Genomic DNA, 21,552 nt, shown 5'->3' on the forward strand with positions numbered 1-21,552 from the left:
GTCTTCGGGCTCCGATGTCTGGCAGAATTATACGCACCTCAGCTCCGGTTTCTCTCGCCTCATGCCCGCAATTACCACAGACCTGCCCGCCCTCGCCCAATCCATCAAGGACTGGGGCCGCGAGCTGGGCTTTCAGCAAGTCGGCATCAGCGGCCTCGACCTGGCCGAGCATGAGCAGCACCTGGAACGCTGGCTCGCGGCCGGCTACCACGGCGAAATGGACTACATGGGCGCCCACGGCAGCAAACGCTCACACCCGGAAGAGCTGGTGCCCGGCACGCTTCGGGTGGTTTCCCTGCGCATGGACTACCTGCCGGGCGACACCGAAATGGCCAAACGTCTGGCACAACCTGCAAAAGCCTACGTCTCGCGTTATGCCTTGGGCCGCGATTACCACAAATTGATCCGTAAACGCGTGCAACAACTGGCCGATAAAATTCAGGCCGAAATCGGCCCGTTTGGTTTCCGTGCCTTCGTCGACAGCGCGCCGGTGCTGGAAAAAGCCATCGCGGAACAGGCTGGTCTTGGATGGATCGGCAAAAACACCCTGGTCTTGAATCGCAAGGCCGGCAGTTACTTCTTTCTCAGCGAACTGTTCGTCGACCTGCCGCTGCCCGTCGACCCGCCTCACACTACCGAGCATTGCGGCCGCTGCACCGCATGCCTCGACATCTGCCCGACCAACGCCTTCGTCGGCCCGTACGTGCTGGATGCCCGACGCTGCATCTCCTACCTGACCATCGAACTGAAAAGCGCGATCCCGGAAGATTTGCGGCCACTGATCGGCAATCGGGTATTTGGCTGTGATGACTGCCAAATCGTCTGCCCCTGGAACCGCTTCGCCCGTCCGTCCGGCGAAAGCGACTTCAAGCCACGGCACAATCTGGACAACGCGGAGTTGGCAGAGCTGTTCATGTGGGATGAGGAGAAGTTTCTCAGCAGCACTGAAGGTTCGCCGTTACGCCGGGCGGGTTATGAGCGTTGGCTGCGAAACCTGGCGGTTGGCCTGGGCAATGCTCCGTCGAGCATTCCGGTGCTGGAAGCGTTGAAGGCTCGCAAGGATTACCCGTCGGAGTTGGTGCGAGAGCATGTGGAGTGGGCGCTCAAGCAACACGCCAAACGTCAGGCTTCGTCGTTATAAACGAACTTCGGCATTTCCCAATGAAACCGGATCGCCAGCAACCGCAGCAGGAAGCCGCCAAACAGCGTGATCAAAATCGCCTGTTCACCCGGCAATTGCAGGTAAATGCACAGCATGTAGCACCACGCCGCAGCGAACGAGACGCTGGCGTAGAGTTCGCGGCGGAAGATCAGCGGGATATCGTTGCAGAAAATGTCGCGCAGGATGCCGCCGAACACCCCGGTGATCACACCGCTGACGGACGCGACGAGCATGCCGTGGCCCATTTCCAGCGCGGTCATGCAGCCGATCAGGGTGAATGCCACCAGGCCCACGGCATCGAGCACCAGAAACAGTGAGCGCAGATGGCGCATCCAGCGTGCGGCGAAGACCGTGAACATCGCCGCCACCGAGGTTAGCACCAGGTATTCCGGGTGTTTGACCCAGGTCAGGGGGTAGTGGCCGAGCAGCACGTCACGCACCGAACCCCCACCCAACGCCGTGACGCAGGCAATCAGCACCACGCCAAACCAGTCCATTCCGCGACGGCCGGCAGACAGGGCACCGGTCATGGCTTCGGCGGTAATGGCAATCAGGTAAAGCATCAGCAACATGGTGGCGGTCCTTGCAAGAAGGCGCGCAGTCTAGCCATTTAGTCCCGGCACCAAAAGAGGGCAAAACAGACACTGAGACCTGTGGCGAGGGGATTTATCCCCGTTGGAGTGCGAAGCGCTCCCCTGCATTCTTTCAGTGGCAACGCATTCGCAGGTTTACGACTGCTTCGCAGCCGAACGGGGCGGTGCGACGTTTCGATAAATCCCCTCGCCACAGAAAGCCCCCTCGCCACAATGGCCAGCGAGCACCCAATCAGAACTTGATGAAGTTCTTGCGATAGTGCTGCAGCTCGGCGATCGATTCGCGGATGTCGTCCAGGGCCAGGTGAGTGCTGCCCTTTTTGAAGCTGTCGCGCACGTCCGGCGCCCAGCGTGCGGCCAACTCTTTCAGAGTCGACACGTCAAGGTTGCGGTAATGGAAGAAGCTTTCCAGGGATTTCATGTGCGTATAAAGGAAGCGACGGTCCTGGCAGATACTGTTGCCACAGATCGGCGACTTGCCCTTCGGCACCCATTTTTCCAGGAAAGCGATGGTTTGGGCTTCAGCTTCGGCCATGCTGATGCGGCTGTCGCGAACGCGCTGGGTCAGCCCGGAGCCGCCGTGTTGACGGGTATTCCACTCGTCCATGCCAGCGAGAATTTCGTCGCTGTGATGGATAGCGATCACCGGACCTTCGGCCAAAGTGTTCAGGTCACTGTCGGTGACGATGGTGGCCATTTCGATGATGACGTCGGTATCAGGGTTCAGACCGGTCATTTCCAGGTCGATCCAGATCAGATTCTGCGGGTTTTGCATGTGTCGGCTCCTAGGCAATGCTGCGCAGTTTAGCCTAGGGCGGCGGCCGGGCGTGCTAAACTCGCGGCCGTTTTACCTAATCGCTGCATTCTTGATACGGAACACCCATGGCCAAACGCCAACTCAATCGTCGTCAAAACTGGCGCATCGAAAAGATTCAGGGCGAACGCGCTGCCCGCGCCGCCAAACGCGAGTCCTCGGCTGTCGAGGCACTTGAGGGTGGCGATCTGGGTCCGGAACAGACCGGCCTGGTGATCGCGCACTTCGGTGTGCAGGTCGAAGTCGAAGCCCTCGATGGCGATCTGGCTGGCCAGGTGTTCCGTTGCCACTTGCGCGCCAACCTGCCGGCGCTGGTGACCGGCGATCAGGTGGTCTGGCGTGCCGGCAACCAGGGCATCGGCGTGATCGTGGCGCAACTGCCGCGTAAAACCGAACTCTGCCGTCCGGACAGCCGTGGCCAGCTCAAGCCTGTAGCCGCTAACGTCGACATGATCGTCATCGTCTTCGCGCCGCTGCCCGAGCCTCATGCCAACTTGATCGACCGTTATCTGGTCGCTGCTGAGCACGCAGGGATTCGTCCGCTGCTGCTGCTCAACAAGTTCGACCTGATCGACGAGCAGAACGCCCCAGCGCTGAATGCCTTGCTGGCGGTTTACCGCACGCTGGGTTATCCGGTGCTGGAAGTCTCGGCGCACCACGGCAACGGCATGGAGTTATTGCAGGCACAACTGGACGGGCACATCAGCGTGTTCGTCGGCCAGTCCGGCGTCGGCAAATCCTCGTTGGTCAACACCCTGTTGCCTGAAGTCGAAGCCCGTGTCGGCCCGCTGTCCGAGCTCTCCGGCCAGGGCACTCACACCACCACCACCGCGCGGTTGTTCCACTTCCCCGGCGGCGGTGAGTTGATCGACTCCCCGGGTATCCGCGAATTCGGCCTGGGCCACGTCAGCCGTGCCGACGTCGAAGCCGGCTTCATCGAGTTCAACGACTTGATCGGCACCTGCCGCTTCCGCGACTGCAAGCACGACCGCGAACCGGGTTGCGCGCTGCTCAAGGCCTTGGAAGAGGGTCGCGTGCAGCAGCAACGGATGAACAGCTATCGCTCGATCATCGCTAGCTTGCCCGAAACCAGCTACTAGACCGGCACAAAACCTGTGGGAGCGGCGGTGCGACGATTCGACTTGCTCGCGAAAGCGGTATGTCAGTCAACATTGATGTTGAAGCTGATGACCCCTTCGCGAGCAAGCCCGCTCCCACAGGGTTTAAGTACCCCATAAAAAGCCGCGATCATTTCGCGGCTTTTTAGGTTTCAGTGTGCTGCTTTTTCCAGCTTCCAGCCCAGGGCGTCCAAGGCGTCACAGCCATCTTGAATCAACATGTGTGCAGCACTGGCGAAATGCTCCAGATCGTGCCCTTCGGCTTCTTTAACGGACAGGCAAGTGACGCTGTTGAGCAGATTACGCGCGGCTTTAAGTCGGTGGACGGCGGTTTCGAGGAGATCGGAAGCGCGGGCTTCGGTGTCGATGTACAGCGTCGGGCCGACGCTGAAATTGCCTTGGAGCGGGTGGTACTTAGCCATGGTCAAAAACTCCGGATACGTTCGAGAGGTTTCATCTGTATTTAGACCGGCTAAGATCGGTCGCCACGTCGGCAGCAACGGTGGAACTATAGGCAGATGCTTGCGCGACTGAAAACCCAGGCGCGAAATTTCAGATCGTTCCTACAGCTATTGAGCAAACGCGCCCCCCCTCGAAAGCGCTAGCGCGGCATGACGACGCAGCAGGTGTCACCCTTAGCTCTTAACATCAATGCGAGCGTGCATACCGGCAAGAAAATCATCAGACAAAAGAACGTTACTTAAAGAAAACCGTTGATTTTTTTCTTTCAGATTTATCTCAAGCGACCTGAAAAACGGGTTGCGCCGAACTCGAATTGACTGGATATCTTCGTATCGAATGAGGTCTTGACGTTCATAACCAGCAGCCTCGTCACGAAAACTAAGTCCTTCCGGGATGATTGAGATACTGACTTTATGGTCGCGTTTTGCGAAATTGCAGACAACGAAAAATATTATGCTTATTAAAACTGACAAACCAAATGGCCAACCCGCTAGATAGCTTACTAGCGGAAGAAATGGGAAAAATATAAGTATGAACATCGCCGTAGTAACGGCGTAACTTGCAACAGTCCATGACATAATCCCAAAACCAACTTTTGCATTCCATACAGCTTTCATTGCTACTCCTTGCGTATCAATGGATTAAAGCGATTTTAGTTTAGAAAAATATTGTGTTGCCCTAGTACACACACCAACCATCGGTATTCAGGCACTGGCTTTCTGCATGCATTCGAGATCAACAAGCCTTGTCGTGGGGCCGTTAGCTTTTAAGCGTTCGGTTACAACTTTGGGCCAAAGGTTGCGGGAGCGACGCTTGGCGATGCTGTAGGTGAATTCTTGAATGCGACAGGTGGGATAAAAGCAGAGATCAAGTACCAAGCTCAGAACGTCGATACCACGCAGATAGTTTTTACCTCCGTTCTCTTGCTTGGTCTGTTTTATCCGCTCCAGTGTTTGCATGAAGCTGTCGCTCATTCTGGGCCGCACGGATAACTGACTTTGTACAAATGCATCTGACTCACTGTGATTACCGTGTTCATCGAAATAGGGGCCATTGTTCATATAGGAACGGATGTACTCCAAAAAGCCTTTCTGCATCGCCAGTGATTTACCAAAAGGCGCACCGAGGCTGACCATCAACGCCGATTCCGGTTTTTGAAACTGCCACACCCGAACTTCTAGTAAAGCGCTTTGCATGCCACCAATGTGAGTGCCAACTAGTTGAAATTCATTAGCAACGACGGAAATGCCATCCCACGGAGCGTGGAACAGTTCGCCTTCGTGATCGAAGTACACTTCGCGACTGCGGCGGTTAAACAGGATAGGTAGCGTTAGCGGACGTAGGGTTTCCCATAGGAACGGCACTACAAATAGCGGGGTACATATCGAAAGCATTATGAAAAGGCCTTCGGTTTCACCGCTGTGCATAAGGCTGACAAGTCCAAGCCCGATTCCTGCGACCCCACCAATACCGCCCAACACACCTGTCATCAGTCCTCGATAAGAGTCGCCACCTGCTTGCAAAGCCAGGTAATGCTCGGTGTGTTCATCGGTAATAAACAGCTCCATAGGCTGTTCGCCAGTGGGCTTGTTCGATTCAAGCGCGACGGTGGGCGTAGAACTGTAACGTGGCTCTTCTGGCATATTCATATCCATGCTCGTTCCATGATTTTTACTGCTGGCAGCGTCAACCCTTCAAGCGGATGAAAGATCAACTCTCCTTCGATACGCAACAACCCCGATCACGCTCCAGATCGACAAGTCGCGTGGTGGGACCGCCGGCTTTCAGGCGCTCAGTGACAACCTTCGGCCACAAGTTGCGGGAGCGGCGTTTGGCGACGCTGTAGGTGAATTCCTGAATTCGAAAACATGGATAAAAAAGAAATGTAAACACGAGCATGACTACATCGTTACCACCCAAGTAGTTTTTTCCGGCATTTTCGGCTTTTGTTTTTTTTACGCCATTGAAAGTGTCCTTGAACCAACCGCTCATATTCGGTTTCACGGCCAACTGACTTTTTACAAAAGCATCCGACTTGCTGTGATTACCGTATTCGTCGAACCAAGGGCCGTTGTTCATGTAGGCACGGATGTATTCCCAAAACCCTTTTTGCATTGCCAATGATTTGCCGAACGGTGAACCGAGGCTGATCATGAGTGCGGTATCCGGCTTTTCAAAACTCCACACGCGAATTTCAAGCGAAGTGCTTTGCATGCCACCGATGTGGGGGCCGACTAGTTGAAATTCATTGGCTACGGCGGAAATGCCATCCCACGGAGCGTGAAACAGTTCGCCTTCGTGATCGAAGTACACCTCGCGGGTACGGCGGTTAAATAGGATGGGCAGAGGTAGAGAACTTAGGGTTTCCCATAGAAAAGGCACCAGATATAAAGGGATGCCTATAGAAAACATCATGTAGGTGATGTCGAACTTGCCTTGCATTGCTCCCATAAGGCCAAGTCCAACCGATGCGCAGCCACCAATCCCCCCTAACACGCCCGTCAACAGTCCTCGATCAGAGTCGCCCCCGGTTTGTAACGCCAAGTAATGTTCGGTGTGCTCATCGGTAATGAACAGCTCCATCGGCTGTTCGCCCGTGGGCTTGTCCGCTTCAAGCATCACCGCGGGTGTAGCGCTGTAGGGGGGGTGTTCTGGCTTATTCATATCCATGCTCGTTCCATGATTTTTACCGCTGGCAGCGTCAGTCCTTCTTGCGGGGAATATATCAACTCGCCCTCGATACGCTGCAAATCCCGCACACCGTCCTCATGGTACACACGGCGGTAAAGAGTGATGCCGGCTTGTGCAGGAATGCGAGTGCCGCTGTGTCGAGCAAAGTCTTTGCCCGTCCATTCGACCTTTTTAATCTGTTCGGGGTAGTAGCCGAGTGTATCGCCCCAGACTTCATGGCCCTTGAAATGAATCATGGCGTCAGTCAGCGGCGCATTTTCTCCCGGCAGGTTCAGTATCAGATACGTGGAGGTGACTTGCCCTTGATACGGATGCATTTCTGCCAGCCGTCGGGCATCAAAACTAATGGGAAACAAGATGGGGTACAGCTTATCCATGGACAGCGAGAAGCTGCTTGACCAAGCGTCGTCCGGGCGGATACCAAAGTGACTGTTTCTCACCCACTGTTCGAGTGGCGAGTCTGTTGTATAGAGCCGGGCAATAATCCCCGCGACAATCGCCACGGTGAGGCCAAGTATTTTTATGGCTAGATGCGGTGCGGCATTCATCCCCCCTGCAATGGCGGCAGCTTCACCCACCATCACAGCCGCTTGTGCAGCACGGTACGCCCGGAATAGTTTTACATAAAGCACTATGCCGGCCGACTCGACGCTGACGATAGCCAAATCCGTCCCCATGGTGTCGAAGTCGCCCGCCTGATACGCCTCATAGGCTTCGATCCCGTAGATCACCACATCAAAACCAAGGACAACAGCCTGTAACGATGCAGCAACCGCGGCAATGCCCATTGCTCTGACCAGCATGAGCCTTGCTGGAATAGAAGTCCTCCCACTCTGGCGAACTGCCGAAGCCCAATCAACCTCTGCCACTCGCTGAACGACAGCTGCGCCTGCTGCACCAATGCCAAACACCGCCCCGGCTGTGCTAAATGCGCTTTTGTAAGTCCGCTTATCAAAAAGCTGATCTCCCGCCCAAACAAAATTCACTCCCGCCACCAACGTCACAATCGACTTGATCGGCGCTTTACTCAGCGCGCCTTTCAAATCAAACACACCGCTCAGCTCAACCCCCGCCGCCAGATTCACCGGCAACGGTGGCAGCTTGGTGCTGGCCGGGACCAAATGCATGAACGGGATACCGTCAGCCACCCCGCTGGCCAGCGGTGCGACGTTCAAATGCGCGGGCATTGACTGGCGTGTCCCCATCAAATCGCTGTACCACTCGCCCAGCTGACGCGATGTGACGCCCGAGGTCTGGATGCGCTGGTCGCTGCGGGCCAGCGCTGCCGCCATGTACAAACGCCCTGCCGCACCAGTGCCCTTTTCACCCTGATGCAATTGCAACCCGGCCACCGGGGCAAGGGACAGAAATAGGGCCTCAATGCTTGAGGCCGGCTTGTGTTGCTTCAGTTTGTCGGCGGTCTTGTTCAACGCTTCGGTATAACTAAAGGCTCTGGCGAGTTTGCTGGCGCCTTCTTGAACCGCAGCCTGGTTATCGCGGGCCACATCACTGAAGTCCACAAGGTATTTGATTTCGCCAACACCCAGCCGTGACGGCAACCCAAGCAATGCCCAAAGCAACCATGGCTTACCGGCCTTGTCACCTTCCAGGCTGAGGGTAATGGCCTCGGCGCCGACACTGGTACTGGCCGGACCAAGACAAGCCGTTGCGAAATGCAATTCCAGTGCCTCACGCGCCATCGACTGGGTTATGTCGAAATGGCCGCAAGCGGTGTCCATGCTCGACGGACCGGTCACTTGCAGGGTGTTGAACCACGCCACCCAGAGTTGGGCCAAACGTCGCAGGTCGGCGGTAAATCGGTCGTTCTGGTTCTCTTGATCCTTCCACGCCCGCTGGAGTTCGTCATAGCGGGTAATGGACGGCAGTTGTGCACTGAGTTGGCGGTCGCCGTCGCTCAGTGACTTGATGACACTGGCCATCGCCCACGTTTCAGCGTGATGTTCCTGGTAACTGTCGAACGCTTCTTTACGCACACGCATCAGCGCAGCAAGGTCGAGCAGTACGCCCCATGCATCATCAATGACGGCGTAACTCTGCTGTTCGCAAGCCTTCATCTGCTTCAGCGCTTTCAACCAGTCGGGTGCGTGCTCCGTCTCGGGCTCCGCGCTCCAGCCATAGCTCGTCGCATCGTTGTATTCGCCAATCTGCTTGGCGACGGTGTCGACCTTGCCGCTGAACGGCGCAACACCCGGAACAAAACTGCGCATGATGCGCTGACGCACGGCGGGGTCTTTTCTGGCGGCCTGGTATTGCGCCTCACTCCAACGTACGGGCGACCAGACCAATCCAGCAGGGTCGCCAGCTCTTAACACCAGATGGGGTTTGACCCGGGTGTCGATTACCCTGCCGGCACGCGGGGTTTGGGTGAGCTGAGCTTTTTCGACCTGATACTCCACCAGCTTGGGTGGACTGCTCTCCCAGACGTAGAGCCAACCGTCGCGCAACAAACGCGAGGTGTAATTGAGCGCATGCCCGGTCAAGTCAGGATGCCGAGGCCCCAACTCGGGAAACGAGCCGCTCAACGCTGGCAAGTCGTAGGTTTCGGTATCGACTGCGACGGTTGGGCCGAGAGCGTATCGCAGGGGTAAAACGGCAGCGAACAGCGGGCAGGTCCCAACGCGGATTTTACTCTGGGCACTCATGGGTTTTTCTCCGGGTGGGCGGGAAGGCTCAGTGCTTGCAGAAGCGGCTCAGGCAGGGTGATTTGCGCGGCCAGACCTTTATTGGCCGGTGCTGAGTCGAATTCCGGCGCCTCGTTTTCCCAAGCGCACACTGGTGCGTTGCCATGCCGTAACCAGACACTTTCCACACCAAACCAAAAGCCTGCTGGCCATTGCGCTCCGGCCAAACAGCCGCGTAGCAGCACCGAGCCATCAGCCAGACGCAGCCATAGCTCTCGCTGGTATTCATCAAATATGCGCAACCGACGTTGCAGGATCGGTAGCCATTGTTGGGCACTCTGTGGAGTAGCCAGCCAAACACCGTGTTGCAAATCAGAGCCACCCCACCATGCGGCGTAGGCTGCGCTACCCAGTGAGGCATTGAGCAGAAATGGCCCCGCGGCGCCAATCCGCTCGTAGGCGGTTCCCTTGAAAAGCGATTGAGGAGCGTCTGCGCCGTAGTGCTCGTGAAGCCAATCGATAGCGTCCTCATACTGGGAACCGTCAAGCAGGAGCAGGCCTTGGTTCGGGGTGATCGGGGTCATGCTTCAGCCCTCTCTGTTAACTGATGTTCCGGGGCGGCATCGCATACCGGGCAAATGCCGGTATCGGCCTCACGAAAGACGATGTTCTGTTTGAGCAGGGCTTCCATGGGGAGGGTGTCGATAACCACTGCCTCGGCAGCTTGGGGAGCTACTGACAGTGCCGCCTGCCCGGGCAGGCCCGCGACCGGCGAACCACCCTCGACAATGGCCACACTGCTGAAAATCCCGCTCGAATTGATCACGATGTGCTGACCACCGGCCTGCAACGTCAAGCTCGTTCCGGCATTAATGACCACGTTGGCAGCGCTGACATGGGCCTGCGAACCGGCCTGAATCACCAGCGTGCCGCCGGCCGTGGTGCTGCTGTTGCCGCTGATGGTGATCAGTTCATTGCCGCCGATCACCGTGTTGCGCACGCCTTGGGTGGTGTGCAACTCGTCGCCCTTGATCAGGCTGGCGCTGTGGTTGTCCACCTGTTCAAAACGGTCGTTGCTGATCAGGCTGTGGCTGTCGCGGGTGATCTGCTCGCGACGGTCGTTACCGATCTTGGTGTCGCTGTCATTGAGGATCAGTTGCTCAATATCGCGCTGCGCCCGCAGGTAAATTCTTTCCTGCCCGGCGCGGTCTTCCAGCGACAGTTCGTTGTAGCCGCCGGTGTGCGGGGAACTGTGGCTGCGCAAGACGGTTTTGGTTTTGTGCTCGGGCAACGCATACGGTACTGAGGTGACGGTGTTGGCCACACACCCGGTAATCAACGGTTGGTCGGGGTCGCCTTCCAGGTAGGTGACGACGACCTCCATGCCAATGCGCGGAATGGTCACCGCACCAAAGTTTTCTCCCGCCCAACTGGAGGAAACCCGCAGCCAGCAACTGCTTTTTTCGCTGTTGAGTTCGGCCCGATCCCACGGCAGCTCGACCTTCACACGGCCAAACTCGTCGCAATAGATCTCCTCGCCGGCAGGGCCGGTGACGCGGGCGGTCTGGCTGACCAGCACGGTTTTGCGTGGGCGCATCGGTGGGCGGTAGAACACGTCCCAGGGAATGGCGCTGAAACTGTTGCGATAGCCTTGGGTGAAGCCGTCTTCGGGTTTGACGTCGCTGGTGATGGCCTCTTCCAGTGCCTGCGGCTGTTTCCCAACGTGCGACACGCTGAGCAACAGCCACAAATCGTTGCAGGTTTTACGTGGGTGTTCGGTCAGCTCGAACAAGTGACCGCAGCGCAGAGTCGGCTGATCGCTGCGGCCCTCGGCCAACTGGTAATCGGTGCGGTGCCGCTCCAGGGCCTGGCGGGCGAGTTGTTTGCCGCGTTTTTCGTTCTCGATCAACACCGGGTAGCGATAGTCTTCGAGCTCAGGGCTGAACTCGGCGGTGAAGCGACTTTCCAGCAACAAACTCGGGCGTTGAAAGTCGTAGTGCCGGCGCGTTGTCGTGCTGGTGCGGGTGCGCAAACGCATGGAAAACTGGCTGACCACCGGGTGCTCCGCCACCATGCCGGAGTCCTGCTGATAAGGGGTTTCGCCCAGTTTGGGGAACCAGGTCTGGTCGTCGGTGAACACCAGCAGATGTCCATCGGGCGAATGCTGGTGATGCCAGGCGATGCCGTCCTCGGCGCACAGGCGCTGGACTAGCTCGAAGTCATTTTCCCCATATTGCGTGCAGTATTCGCGCTCGGGGCTGGAGCTGACATGGAAGGTAAACGCATCGGCCTGAATGCCGTGGCCTTTGAGCACCTGAGCGATGATTTGCGGCACCGTCAGCTTCTGAAAAATCCGCTGATTGTGGCTGAACTGCAAGTAGTGCAGCGCCGGCACAAGGGTCAGGTGATAACGGGTCAAACGTTTGCCGGCCTCACCGACGAATACGTCTTCGATACGGCCATGAAGGCCTTCGCCGTTAAGACCGAACTGGAGGAACGCGGGCTGGCTGAGCAGACTTTCGAGATCAAAATCCGGGTCTTCGCTGACCAGTTCAACCTGGATCGCGTACAAGGCGCTGATGGCCTCAACACCGTCAAAGGCGAGCACTTTGAAATCGTTACGAACAGCGGGGATGTGCAGCGAGAACTGCGCCGTATTGGCCGAACCGAACATACGCTTATCCTTAAGCAGAGAGGATATAAAAGCGCGACGTCCAAACCGTCCATGGTCTGTGCACGCGAAACTGGCGGGCACCCTACCAAGGGGATTATCGGATAGATGTAAGAACGGTCCCCAATCCACGAAGGACGTTTCCCAACGGAAGATCGGTACTCAATGAAAGGCAGGAAAATTCCCACTTCACAAACAACAGACACAAAAAAGCCGACATCTCTGTCGGCTTTTTCATGGGTCACTGCTTCGGCGGTTCACCTGGCTTCGGCGCCGGGTTGTCGAACAAATTCAACCGTTCACGAAGCTCATGCGCCGGCAACGGCTCTTTATCTGCCGGTAACGCGTTCGGGTCGGCTGGCTTGGCGGGCACTTCGCCCGGGCCGCCCTGCCCTTGCGCCGGCGTTGTTTCTGGAGCCGGTTCCGCACCTTGCGAACCTTCGATGGCACGCTGGGCTTTCTTGGTCAGCACAATAATGTCGATACGGCGATTGATCGGATTGAACGGGTGCTCGCGATCGAACAACGCTGACGAGGCATAACCGACGACGCGCGCCACCTGCGCATCCGGATAGCTGCCGGCGACCAGCGCACGACGGGCGGCGTTGGCACGGTTGGCCGAAAGCTCCCAGTTACCAAAGTCACCGGTGCCCGTGTACGGCTTGGCATCGGTGTGGCCGCTGATGCTGATCTTGTTCGGCACTGCTTTGATGGTGTCGGCCATGGCCAGCAGGATGTCTTCGAAGTACGGTTTCAGACGAGCTGAGCCTGAGTCGAACATCGGCCGGTTTTCGGCGTCCACGATCTGGATGCGCAAACCGTCCGGCGTGATTTCGAAACTGATCTGGTCTTTGAATTTCTTCAGCTGCGGGTTCTCTTCGACCTTGGTCTGCAGTTCTTGCAGCAACAGCTCGAGACGCTCCTTCTCGACCTGCTCGGCCATGCCTTCAACCTGCTCGGCGTCGACGGTCACCTTGTCTGGCTGCGGCTGGGATTTCACCTCGGGGTTGAGGGTGTTCTCCGGCGCCAGGGTCGGTGTGCCGCCCAGGTCGATGATGTACGGCGTGCCGCTTTCGGAAAAGCCGACCGGGTCCTTGAAGTAACCGGCAATGGCGATCTTCTGTTCAGGCGTTGCGGTCGACAGCAGCCACAGCACCAGGAAGAACGCCATCATCGCCGTCGCGAAGTCCGCGAAGGCGATTTTCCAGGCGCCCCCGTGATGCCCGCCGGCGATGCGCTTGACGCGCTTGATGATTATCGGCTGGTTATTTTCCATGACTTAACGTCCGCGGACCGCTTGTTCCAGCTCAGCAAAGCTAGGACGGTGCGCCGGGTACAGAACTTTACGACCGAACTCTACCGCCAGCGATGGCGGCATGCCGGAAGCCGAAGCGACCAGCGAGGCCTTGATGGCTTCGTAGATGTTGAGTTCTTCCTTGGCATCGTGGGCCAGGGAGTGGGCCAGCGGACCAAAGAAACCATACGCCGCGAGAATACCGAAGAAGGTACCGACGAGGGCCGCACCGACGTGCAGGCCGATGGATTTCTGATCGCCTTCACCCAAGGAAGCCATGGTCACCACGATACCGAGTACCGCCGCGACGATACCGAAACCAGGCATGGCGTCGGCAATACCGTTCACCGCGTGGGATGGATGCTCGAGGTCTTCCTTGAGGCTGTAAAGCTCCATGTCGAACAGGCCTTCAAGCTCATGGGGCGCCATGTTGCCGGAAGACATGATGCGCAGGTAATCGCAGATGAACGCGGTCATGCGTTCGTCTTTTAATACCGCAGGGTATTTGGCGAAGATCGGGCTCGCAGCGGCGTCTTCGATGTCGCCCTCAATAGCCATCATGCCTTCGCGGCGGCTCTTGTTGAGGATCTCGTAGATCAGGCCCAGCACTTCCAGATAAAAAGTGTGGTTGAAACGCGAACTGAACATGCCCAAGGATTTCTTGAGCACGTGCATGGTCATGTAACCGGGGTTGGCCTGCAGGAATGCACCGAGGGCCGCACCACCAATAATCATCACCTCGAAGGGCTGAATCAGGGCGGCAATTTTGCCGTGGGAGAGCACGTATCCGCCGAGCACGCTCGCGAATACGACGATGATGCCGATTAATTTAGCCATAGGTAGGAGAGCACTTACTGAGTCGGGTTCAAGGTCATATTCGGAAGTTAAAAAATCTCTTCTTCTACTTATCGGCAAAACTGCGCCAGACTATAGCCAGTTCAGGCGAAAAGCCAATTTGGCCCGCTCCGGGCATAGGTAATGCAGACGATGATCGCGTCCAGACATGGCTAACGAAACGAACGTTCCAACTCCCAAACCGACCACTCTCGAAGGCTGGGTCAAGCTTCTCGATGGCGTGCGCCTGCCGGTTCCGCAAGCCAGTCATGACCGTGTCTGCAAGGCCATCGCCAACAGTCGCAGCTCCCTGCGCGATATCGCCGAACTGATACAGGACAGCCCGGCGCTGGCCTTGAGCGTGATTCGCGAAGCCAATCGCCACACCCACGGCAGCATGACCGAGCCTGCGGAAAACCTTGAGGTGGCGATCAATCGCCTCGGTTTGAAGCGCACCGAAGAACTGCTCGCCCGGTTGCCTGCCCAGCCGCAATCGGAGATCCCGATCGCCCTGCGTCAGCTACAGCTGATCAGCCAGCACGCGACCCAACAGGCCAACGGTTTTTTCGCCAGTCGCCTGGCGCGGCTGTGGCAGGACATCCACTGGGGCAGCCTGCTGTTTCTCTCGCCGCTGTGGCCGATGGCGTTGACTCATCCGCAGCTGCTCGAAGAGTGGGAGCTGCGGGTCATGCATAAAGGCGAGTCGGCGCGCACAGTCGAAAAGCAATTGTTCGGCGCGCGCCTGCTGGATATCTGCCTGGCGCTCGTGGACATCTGGCGCCTGCCGATCTGGGTGCAGCAGGGTTACCGGCTGCTGCTCAACGAGCAACGTGAGCTGGTGAAAGTGCTGCGCATCGCGCGCGACAGCGATCATCCATTGCGCCAGCAGAACCGCCTCGATGACGATCCGACCCTGCGCCGCTGGCTCAATCAACCGGCCAATACGGTGCTGCTGGCCAACGGTCTGGCGCTGTCGGCGCAACAGGCCTGGGACAGTCCGCACAGTGAACGCTGGCAGTACCTGACCAGCCTTTACCTGCAAATGCCGATGGACGAGGTGCAGCAGCAGTTGCACCAACAGGCTGCCAACAGCGCCCGCCATCACGCCATGCCAGACCTTTGGCACCCGGCCGTTTCACTGATCTGGCCGTGGGGCATGAACCGCGTGCACGCAGGCTTGCTGCCGGCCCCGGCGCCGACGGCCGAAGACCTGGCGAAATGGCGCAGACAGTGTGCCGAGTTGCTGGTCGAGCCCAGCCGCTTCACCAATGCCATGCACTTGACCACCTCTGCCCGGGACGCTTTGGTCGCGTGCGGCATGCGTCGGGTGATGATCCTGATGGCCGACCGTACTCACGCCAATCTGCGGGTGCATCAGACGGCCGGGCTGCCAAAAGAAGTGGCCGGTCTGAACTTCGTCGTCAGCCAGAGCACCGTGCTGCAACGCCTGCTCTCGCAACAGGCCCAGGTACGCCTGACGCCAGCCAACAACGCACAATTCTCGGCCATGCTGCCGGCCAGCCTGCGCTCACAGTTCGGCGGCGAACACTTGCTGCTGCGTTCACTGGTCAATAATGGTCGGGTGATCATGATTGTGGTGGCGGATCAGGGCGGCGGGCCGTTCTCGGAAATCACCGTACAAGCCTTCGGCAAAACCGCGCAGTGCATCGAAAAGGCACTGCACAGCTTTAGTCAGCGCGGCCAATGACGCTGCTATACAATCCTCCCTTTTGTGCTCTGGAGACCTCACATGTCTGACTTCTCTGGCTTGCCGCTGGTGATCGAGCCGAGCGACTTGCTCCCTCGTCTTGACGCCCGCGAACTGATTCTGGTGGACCTGACCAGCAGCGCCCGCTATGCCGAAGGGCATATCCCCGGTGCGCGCTTTGTCGATCCGAAACGCACGCAACTCGGTCACCCACCTGCGCCGGGGCTGATGCCGCCGCAAGCGGCGCTCGAAGCATTGTTCGGTGAGCTGGGACACAACCCCGATGCGGTCTATGTCGTCTATGACGACGAAGGCGGCGGTTGGGCCGGGCGCTTTATCTGGCTGCTGGATGTCATCGGCCATAGCAAGTACCACTATGTCGACGGCGGCCTGAAGGCCTGGCTGGCAGAAGGCTTGCCCATGTCGATCCAGATCCCGGCGCCGGTCGGCGGCCCGGTTGCGCTGACCCTGCACGACGAACCCACGGCCACCCGCGAGTACCTGCAAAGCCGTCTCGGTGCCGCCGATCTGGCGATCTGGGACGCACGCGGGCCGCTGGAGTACTCCGGCGAGAAAGTCCTGGCGGCCAAGGCCGGGCACATTCCCGGCGCGGTCAATTTCGAATGGACTGCGGGCATGGATCAGGCGCGCAACCTGCGCATCCGCACCGACATGCCGCAGATCCTGGAAAAACTCGGGATCAGCAAAGACAAAGAAGTGATTACCCACTGCCAGACACACCATCGTTCTGGCTTCACCTATCTGGTGGCCAAATCCCTCGGTTATCCGCGGGTCAAAGGCTACGCCGGTTCCTGGGGCGAATGGGGCAACCACCCCGATACGCCCGTAGAGATTTAAGGTTTTTAAGGACAGTTAATGAATAAGCGTTTGTTTATCCTCAGCCAATACCTGCTGCCCCATCACCTGCTGTCGCGACTGGCCGGCTGCATCGCCGAATGCCGCGTACGCTGGTTCAAGAACGCCTTCACCGCCTGGTTCGCCAAGCGTTATCAGGTGGACATGTCGCAGGCGCTGGTCGAAGACCTGACCGCTTACGAGCACTTCAATGCGTTCTTCACTCGCGCCTTGAAAGACGGCGCTCGCCCGCTGGACGAGACGCCTGGCGCGATCCTCAGCCCGGCCGACGGTGCGGTCAGCCAACTGGGCCCGATCGAACACGGTCGAGTGTTCCAGGCCAAGGGCCACAGCTTCAGCGTGCTGGAATTGCTGGGCGGCGACGCTGCCAACGCAGCGCCGTTCATGGGCGGTGACTTCGCGACTATTTATCTCTCGCCGAAGGACTACCACCGCGTGCACATGCCGTTGGCCGGCACCCTGCGCGAGATGGTCTACATCCCCGGCCGGATCTTCTCGGTCAACCAGACCACCGCCGAAAACGTTCCGGAACTGTTCGCCCGCAACGAGCGTGTGGCGTGCATTTTCGACACCGAGCGCGGGCCGATGGCCGTGGTGCTGGTGGGCGCGATGATCGTTGCGTCGATCGAAACCGTTTGGGCCGGGTTGGTCACGCCGCCGAAACGCGAGCTGAAAACCTTCCGCTACGACGAAGCTGCCCGTGCGCCGATCCATTTGGAGAAAGGTGCAGAACTGGGCCGCTTCAAACTGGGTTCGACCGCTGTCGTGCTGTTCGGGCCAGATCAAGTTAAGTGGGCTGAAGAGCTGGCGGCCGGTTCGCCGGTGCAGATGGGCCAGGGCATGGGCCTGGCAAAAGCCTGATCCCTGATCCGAACCCCGCGAACGTCTTCGCGGGGCCGGACATTTCGGTGGGTGCCGTTACTCTATCTGTCCACGGAAGCCGATCGGCCCTTCGTTAGCGTAGGTATTGGTGCCACTGAGGTTTTTCCCTCCATCACTGGAGGTCACGCTCAACGCCACAACGTTCTGATTATCACGGCCGCCGATGACCCATTTGCCACCCGGATGCCATGGAGCGTCGTTGCCGCCCCACTGATTTTCAACGTTGTACTGGTTCTGGCCCGTGCGCTGAGCCTTGAAGCCAATGGGACCTTCACCCGCATACGTCATGGTGCCGGTGAAACTCTTGCCGCCATCGCCCGATTTGATCTCGATCGCGACAACGTTCTGGTTGTCCCGCGCGCCTAGCGTCCAGTCTCCGCCCGGATGCCAGGGTGCCGAACTACCGCCCCATTGATTTGCCACTACATATCTAGACATAAACTTCATCTCCTTGAAGTTACAAAGAGACCTGCCCTGCGTAGGCAGCAGGCCGTACGACCGTGCGTATCCAGTCGCACGACTGTCAGATTAGTAGTACGCCCGGATGGCATTCGACTGACAGACAAACGGTAAAAATCCATAGCTGCTACAGTCAGGTCATTCACTGCCCATTTACCGGTTGGAGTTTTTTCACGGCATGAATGAGACCAGCCCCCATCTTCTGCTACGCGCGCCCGTCCCGCTGCAGGTGCGTCTGTCGTTCTGTGAAGCCACCCCGCGCGACCTCAAGCGCTGGATCGCCAATCTGCCCAAAGCCAACATCGGCGAAACCGCTCGCCAGCTGTATCAAGGCTTGAGCGAACTCAACCAGCTGTTCACGCCCAGTGACAATCGCCTGCAATTGCTCGAACTGCTGCGGCCCGAGGTGTATTACGTCTGCAAACACCTTGAGCAGCATTTCCTGCATCAGTCGATTGTCCTCGACGAGCGTTCCCGCAAGATCGCCAACCTCTGCCAGGCGCTGCAAAGTCACTTGGCCATTGGTTATAAACAAATTGTCGTGCGCATCACACCAACGTTCAGCAAGGACCGTGCGCCGCTGCTGACCCAGGCGCTGCAACGGGCGCTCCATTGCCTGAACGGGTCGCTGATCCGCGCGACCAAACTCTATTGCCCCGTGCCGGAAGGCCTGTGGCTGGAGCTGCATCAACTCTACCGGATCGCCTGCGCGCACCGGCTCCAGCACACGAGCCTGCGCGATGAGCTGGCCAATCAGACGCAAACCCTGAGCATCGAACAGACGTACGTGGTCGCCTTGCTGCTGGGCGCCTCACGCTGCAACCAACTGCGCCAGCACCAGATTGCCCGGGTGGCCGAAGTGCTGGAACCTTGGAGCCAATGGATCAAGCTGCAACCCGGCAAACCGGCCACTGGGTTATTTGCCGTCGCGCCAGACCTCGACACCGGACCGCGTTACCGCACCAAGTTCCGCGCCGAGCAGCAAGAGAGCTTGTTGGGGATTGATCCGCAGCCGTTGGTCGCGGCAATTGAAGCTCATTTGCAAAAAAACGACAGCTCATCGCCACTGCCCATGTCGACAGGGTTAAGCCTGGACTCGTTGCAACACCTTCATGCCGCCTGGGGCCAGACGGCCGAGCGCAGTTTCCAGCGCACCGTTGGCCAAGGCACGTTGACCCTGTGCATAGGCATGAGTGCGCTGCACTTTTATCTGGGTGGGCAACGCTCATTCAGCGACATCCTGAAAAACCACGGCGCCCGGCCTGCACAGTTTTCGGTAACGTCAGCGACCGGCCGGGAAAAGGACCAATGGCACCAGGCCTTCGACGCCGCGCCCCAAGGCAATGCAGACGCTCTGTTGCCCTACGAAGAGATCGAATACCCGCAGCTTCAGAATGACGACAGCCACGCAGCATCCGACCGCAATCAGCACTTCCCGACCCATGTTCTGTCAGTGATCAATCACAGCCCCGGCGGTTACTGCCTGGCCTGGCCCGGCGCTGTGCCGGCCGAGTTACAGGCAGGTGAGATGGTCGGTATCGAGGATTCTGCCGGTCAGGGTTGGAGCATCGCGGTGGTGCGCTGGATCCGCCAGGTGCGCGGCGGCGGCACGCAAATGGGCATCGAGCAGGTTGCGCCCTGCGCCGAGCCTTGCGGCCTGCAACTGGTGCGCACCCGTGATGACCACAGCCAATACCTTCGAGGTCTGTTGTTGCCGCAAATCAGCGCCATCGACGTGCCGGCCACCCTGCTCGCGCCGCGCCTGCCCTTCCAGGAGGGCAATAAGGTCATGATCAATACCCACGGCGAGGAACGTCGGGTCGGGCTGGAGCGGCGGGTGGCGAGCACCAACAGCTTCAATCAGTTCGCCTACCGCCCACTGGAGGTCGCCAAAAACGACAACGCCGCAGTGAGCGGCGCTGAGGAGGATTTTGACTCATTGTGGAAAACACTTTGAGGATGAATCTGTAAGACCGTGGCGCGGCCTTCGCGAGCAAGCCCGCTCCCACATTAGATCTGCGTCGAACAGAGATCAATGTGGGAGCGGGCTTGCTCGCGAAGAGGCCAGATCAGACAGCAAATACCTCAAAGCTGCCCGTCGCGATCCCGGAAGCCCAGCAGATACAGCACGCCATCCAGCCCAAGGGTGGAAATCGCCTGCTTCGCCGACTGCTTGACCAGCGGCTTGGCACGGAACGCCACGCCCAACCCGGCAATCGCCAGCATTGGCAAATCGTTGGCGCCGTCGCCGACCGCAATGGTCTGTTCCAGACGCAAACCTTCCTTGTGCGCCAGTTCCTTCAGCAGATCCGCCTTGCGTTGCGCATCAACAATCGGCTCGACCGCCACGCCAGTCACTTTGCCGTCCACCACTTCCAGTTCGTTGGCGAACACGTAGTCGATGCCCAGCTTGGCCTGCAATTGCTTGGCGAAGTAGGTAAAGCCGCCCGACAGGATGGCGGTCTTGTAGCCCAGACGCTTGAGTTCGGCGAACAGTGTTTCGGCACCTTCGGTCAGACGCAGGGAGGCGCCGATGGAATCCAGCACGCTGACGTCCAGCCCTTTCAACAAGGCCAGGCGCTCCTTGAAGCTGGCGCGGAAGTCCAATTCGCCGGCCATCGCCCGCTCGGTGATCGCAGACACCTGATCGCCCACGCCGGCAGCCTTGGCCAATTCGTCGATGACTTCGGCTTCGATCAGCGTCGAATCCATGTCGAACACCGCCAGGCGACGGTTACGACGGAACAGTGAATCTTCCTGGAAGGCGATGTCGACGTTCAGTTCCTGCGCGACGCTGAGGAATTCGGCCCGCAGCGCTTGCGGATCCGCCGCTTCACCACGAACGGAAAACTCGATGCAGCCCTTGCCCTGATCGGCCGGGGTGTCCAGCGGCATGCGCCCGGACAGACGATCGATGTGGTCGATGTTCAGGCCATATTTGGCGGTAATCGAACTCACGGCCTGCAATTGCCCGGCGGTCACTTTGCGGGTCAGCAGGGTCACGATGTGGCGTTTCTTGCCCTGATTGCCAACCCACTGCTGGTAATCCTCTTCGGACACCGGCGTGAAACGCACCTGCTGATCGAGCTTATACGCCGTGAACAGGATGTCCTTGAGCACCGACTTGCCTTGCTCGGTGTCAGGAATTTCAACCAGGATGCCGAACGACAAGGTGTCGTGGATCACCGCCTGACCGATGTCGAGAATGTTCACACCACCCTGGGCCAGAACGCCGGTAATGGCCGCAGTCAGACCCGGACGGTCGACTCCCGTGATGTTTATCAGGACGATTTCGCGCAAGGCGCACCCCCGCAGGTGGAAAAAAACCGCATTCTACCCACATTCA

At 58.5% G+C, this 21,552-nt stretch carries 19 protein-coding genes; 6 read left to right on the forward strand and 13 right to left on the reverse strand.

Annotation, left to right across the window (positions count from 1 at the left end):
• Window positions 1–61: 61 nt before the first annotated feature.
• Window positions 62–1,141, forward strand: a complete 1,080-nt coding sequence (gene queG, locus DFS28_RS07825) for a tRNA epoxyqueuosine(34) reductase QueG (RefSeq protein ID WP_111449265.1) — start codon at window positions 62–64, stop codon at window positions 1,139–1,141.
• On the opposite strand, the gene DFS28_RS07830 is transcribed toward queG, so the two are convergent.
• Window positions 1,123–1,734 (reverse strand): trimeric intracellular cation channel family protein, encoded by a 612-nt coding sequence (locus DFS28_RS07830; protein WP_008153267.1) that lies wholly within the window; start codon window positions 1,732–1,734, stop codon window positions 1,123–1,125. The genes queG and DFS28_RS07830 overlap by 19 nt on opposite strands.
• Window positions 1,735–1,987: 253 nt before the next feature.
• Window positions 1,988–2,530, reverse strand: a complete 543-nt coding sequence (gene orn, locus DFS28_RS07835) for an oligoribonuclease (protein ID WP_111449266.1) — start codon at window positions 2,528–2,530, stop codon at window positions 1,988–1,990.
• Between the two features lie 107 nt (window positions 2,531–2,637).
• Here orn and rsgA point away from each other — a divergent pair, with 107 nt between their 5' ends.
• Window positions 2,638–3,669 (forward strand): small ribosomal subunit biogenesis GTPase RsgA, encoded by a 1,032-nt coding sequence (gene rsgA / locus DFS28_RS07840; RefSeq protein WP_111449267.1) that lies wholly within the window; start codon window positions 2,638–2,640, stop codon window positions 3,667–3,669.
• 170 nt (window positions 3,670–3,839) lie between these two features.
• Here rsgA and DFS28_RS07850 read toward each other — a convergent pair whose 3' ends face one another.
• The 9 genes from DFS28_RS07850 to motA all read right to left on the reverse strand — a co-directional run bounded on the left by DFS28_RS07850 (window position 3,840) and on the right by motA (window position 14,284).
• A complete protein-coding gene (locus DFS28_RS07850) occupies window positions 3,840–4,109 on the reverse strand; it encodes a hypothetical protein (RefSeq protein ID WP_111449268.1) in 270 nt (89 codons plus the stop codon).
• A 213-nt stretch (window positions 4,110–4,322) separates the two neighbouring features.
• Window positions 4,323–4,766, reverse strand: coding sequence for a hypothetical protein (locus tag DFS28_RS07855; protein WP_111449269.1), 444 nt, complete (start codon window positions 4,764–4,766; stop codon window positions 4,323–4,325).
• A gap of 87 nt (window positions 4,767–4,853) precedes the next feature.
• Window positions 4,854–5,804, reverse strand: coding sequence for a hypothetical protein (locus DFS28_RS30760; protein WP_111449270.1), 951 nt, complete (start codon window positions 5,802–5,804; stop codon window positions 4,854–4,856).
• Window positions 5,805–5,859: 55 nt separating this feature from the next.
• The gene (locus DFS28_RS07865) at window positions 5,860–6,819 is read right to left on the reverse strand and encodes a hypothetical protein (RefSeq protein WP_111449271.1); all 960 of its coding nucleotides are present in this window, start codon (window positions 6,817–6,819) and stop codon (window positions 5,860–5,862) included.
• Complete coding sequence (locus DFS28_RS07870; protein WP_111449272.1) at window positions 6,810–9,503, reverse strand: toxin VasX; 2,694 nt, start codon at window positions 9,501–9,503, stop codon at window positions 6,810–6,812. The genes DFS28_RS07865 and DFS28_RS07870 overlap by 10 nt, the downstream gene beginning before the upstream one ends.
• On the reverse strand, window positions 9,500–10,066 hold the full coding sequence (locus DFS28_RS07875; RefSeq protein ID WP_111449273.1) for a DUF4123 domain-containing protein: 567 nt from the start codon (window positions 10,064–10,066) through the stop codon (window positions 9,500–9,502). The genes DFS28_RS07870 and DFS28_RS07875 overlap by 4 nt, the downstream gene beginning before the upstream one ends.
• Entirely contained in the window at window positions 10,063–12,156 is a 2,094-nt protein-coding gene (gene tssI / locus DFS28_RS07880) for a type VI secretion system tip protein TssI/VgrG (RefSeq protein ID WP_111449274.1), read from the reverse strand. The genes DFS28_RS07875 and tssI overlap by 4 nt, the downstream gene beginning before the upstream one ends.
• 238 nt (window positions 12,157–12,394) lie before the next feature.
• Window positions 12,395–13,429, reverse strand: coding sequence for a flagellar motor protein MotB (gene motB / locus DFS28_RS07885; RefSeq protein ID WP_111449275.1), 1,035 nt, complete (start codon window positions 13,427–13,429; stop codon window positions 12,395–12,397).
• 3 nt (window positions 13,430–13,432) lie between these two features.
• Entirely contained in the window at window positions 13,433–14,284 is an 852-nt protein-coding gene (gene motA, locus DFS28_RS07890) for a flagellar motor stator protein MotA (RefSeq protein WP_111449276.1), read from the reverse strand.
• 166 nt (window positions 14,285–14,450) lie between these two features.
• Between motA and DFS28_RS07895 the strand changes: the two genes are divergently transcribed.
• Genes DFS28_RS07895 through asd form a run of 3 tightly spaced genes read left to right on the forward strand, consistent with a single transcriptional unit; the run spans window position 14,451 to window position 17,726 of the window.
• On the forward strand, window positions 14,451–15,989 hold the full coding sequence (locus DFS28_RS07895; RefSeq protein WP_111449277.1) for an HDOD domain-containing protein: 1,539 nt from the start codon (window positions 14,451–14,453) through the stop codon (window positions 15,987–15,989).
• Window positions 15,990–16,031: 42 nt separating this feature from the next.
• Window positions 16,032–16,847 (forward strand): thiosulfate sulfurtransferase, encoded by an 816-nt coding sequence (gene rhdA, locus DFS28_RS07900; protein WP_111449278.1) that lies wholly within the window; start codon window positions 16,032–16,034, stop codon window positions 16,845–16,847.
• Between the two features lie 18 nt (window positions 16,848–16,865).
• A complete protein-coding gene (gene asd / locus DFS28_RS07905; protein ID WP_046045706.1) occupies window positions 16,866–17,726 on the forward strand; it encodes an archaetidylserine decarboxylase in 861 nt (286 codons plus the stop codon).
• Between the two features lie 57 nt (window positions 17,727–17,783).
• On the opposite strand, the gene DFS28_RS07910 is transcribed toward asd, so the two are convergent.
• Window positions 17,784–18,185: a hypothetical protein gene (locus tag DFS28_RS07910; protein WP_042932429.1), complete on the reverse strand. Its 402-nt coding sequence runs from the start codon at window positions 18,183–18,185 to the stop codon at window positions 17,784–17,786.
• Window positions 18,186–18,384: 199 nt separating this feature from the next.
• Here DFS28_RS07910 and DFS28_RS07915 point away from each other — a divergent pair, with 199 nt between their 5' ends.
• Window positions 18,385–20,163: a molecular chaperone gene (locus tag DFS28_RS07915; protein WP_111449279.1), complete on the forward strand. Its 1,779-nt coding sequence runs from the start codon at window positions 18,385–18,387 to the stop codon at window positions 20,161–20,163.
• A gap of 128 nt (window positions 20,164–20,291) precedes the next feature.
• Here the strand turns inward: DFS28_RS07915 and serB are convergent, their stop codons facing one another.
• Window positions 20,292–21,506, reverse strand: a complete 1,215-nt coding sequence (gene serB / locus DFS28_RS07920; RefSeq protein ID WP_008153333.1) for a phosphoserine phosphatase SerB — start codon at window positions 21,504–21,506, stop codon at window positions 20,292–20,294.
• Between the last annotated feature and the right edge of the window lie 46 nt (window positions 21,507–21,552).

It is taken from the genome of Pseudomonas sp. 478 (assembly GCF_003254125.1).
Lineage (GTDB): Bacteria > Pseudomonadota > Gammaproteobacteria > Pseudomonadales > Pseudomonadaceae > Aquipseudomonas.

What these genes read in the sequence shown, in the direction of transcription:
- queG (WP_111449265.1), top strand. Translation starts at nt 62, where the DNA reads ATGCCCGCAATTACCACAGACCTGCCCGCCCTCGCCCAATCCATCAAG.
- DFS28_RS07830 (WP_008153267.1), bottom strand. Translation starts at nt 1,734, where the DNA reads ATGTTGCTGATGCTTTACCTGATTGCCATTACCGCCGAAGCCATGACC.
- orn (WP_111449266.1), bottom strand. Translation starts at nt 2,530, where the DNA reads ATGCAAAACCCGCAGAATCTGATCTGGATCGACCTGGAAATGACCGGT.
- rsgA (WP_111449267.1), top strand. Translation starts at nt 2,638, where the DNA reads ATGGCCAAACGCCAACTCAATCGTCGTCAAAACTGGCGCATCGAAAAG.
- DFS28_RS07850 (WP_111449268.1), bottom strand. Translation starts at nt 4,109, where the DNA reads ATGGCTAAGTACCACCCGCTCCAAGGCAATTTCAGCGTCGGCCCGACG.
- DFS28_RS07855 (WP_111449269.1), bottom strand. Translation starts at nt 4,766, where the DNA reads ATGAAAGCTGTATGGAATGCAAAAGTTGGTTTTGGGATTATGTCATGG.
- DFS28_RS30760 (WP_111449270.1), bottom strand. Translation starts at nt 5,804, where the DNA reads ATGGATATGAATATGCCAGAAGAGCCACGTTACAGTTCTACGCCCACC.
- DFS28_RS07865 (WP_111449271.1), bottom strand. Translation starts at nt 6,819, where the DNA reads ATGGATATGAATAAGCCAGAACACCCCCCCTACAGCGCTACACCCGCG.
- DFS28_RS07870 (WP_111449272.1), bottom strand. Translation starts at nt 9,503, where the DNA reads ATGAGTGCCCAGAGTAAAATCCGCGTTGGGACCTGCCCGCTGTTCGCT.
- DFS28_RS07875 (WP_111449273.1), bottom strand. Translation starts at nt 10,066, where the DNA reads ATGACCCCGATCACCCCGAACCAAGGCCTGCTCCTGCTTGACGGTTCC.
- tssI (WP_111449274.1), bottom strand. Translation starts at nt 12,156, where the DNA reads ATGTTCGGTTCGGCCAATACGGCGCAGTTCTCGCTGCACATCCCCGCT.
- motB (WP_111449275.1), bottom strand. Translation starts at nt 13,429, where the DNA reads ATGGAAAATAACCAGCCGATAATCATCAAGCGCGTCAAGCGCATCGCC.
- motA (WP_111449276.1), bottom strand. Translation starts at nt 14,284, where the DNA reads ATGGCTAAATTAATCGGCATCATCGTCGTATTCGCGAGCGTGCTCGGC.
- DFS28_RS07895 (WP_111449277.1), top strand. Translation starts at nt 14,451, where the DNA reads ATGGCTAACGAAACGAACGTTCCAACTCCCAAACCGACCACTCTCGAA.
- rhdA (WP_111449278.1), top strand. Translation starts at nt 16,032, where the DNA reads ATGTCTGACTTCTCTGGCTTGCCGCTGGTGATCGAGCCGAGCGACTTG.
- asd (WP_046045706.1), top strand. Translation starts at nt 16,866, where the DNA reads ATGAATAAGCGTTTGTTTATCCTCAGCCAATACCTGCTGCCCCATCAC.
- DFS28_RS07910 (WP_042932429.1), bottom strand. Translation starts at nt 18,185, where the DNA reads ATGTCTAGATATGTAGTGGCAAATCAATGGGGCGGTAGTTCGGCACCC.
- DFS28_RS07915 (WP_111449279.1), top strand. Translation starts at nt 18,385, where the DNA reads ATGAATGAGACCAGCCCCCATCTTCTGCTACGCGCGCCCGTCCCGCTG.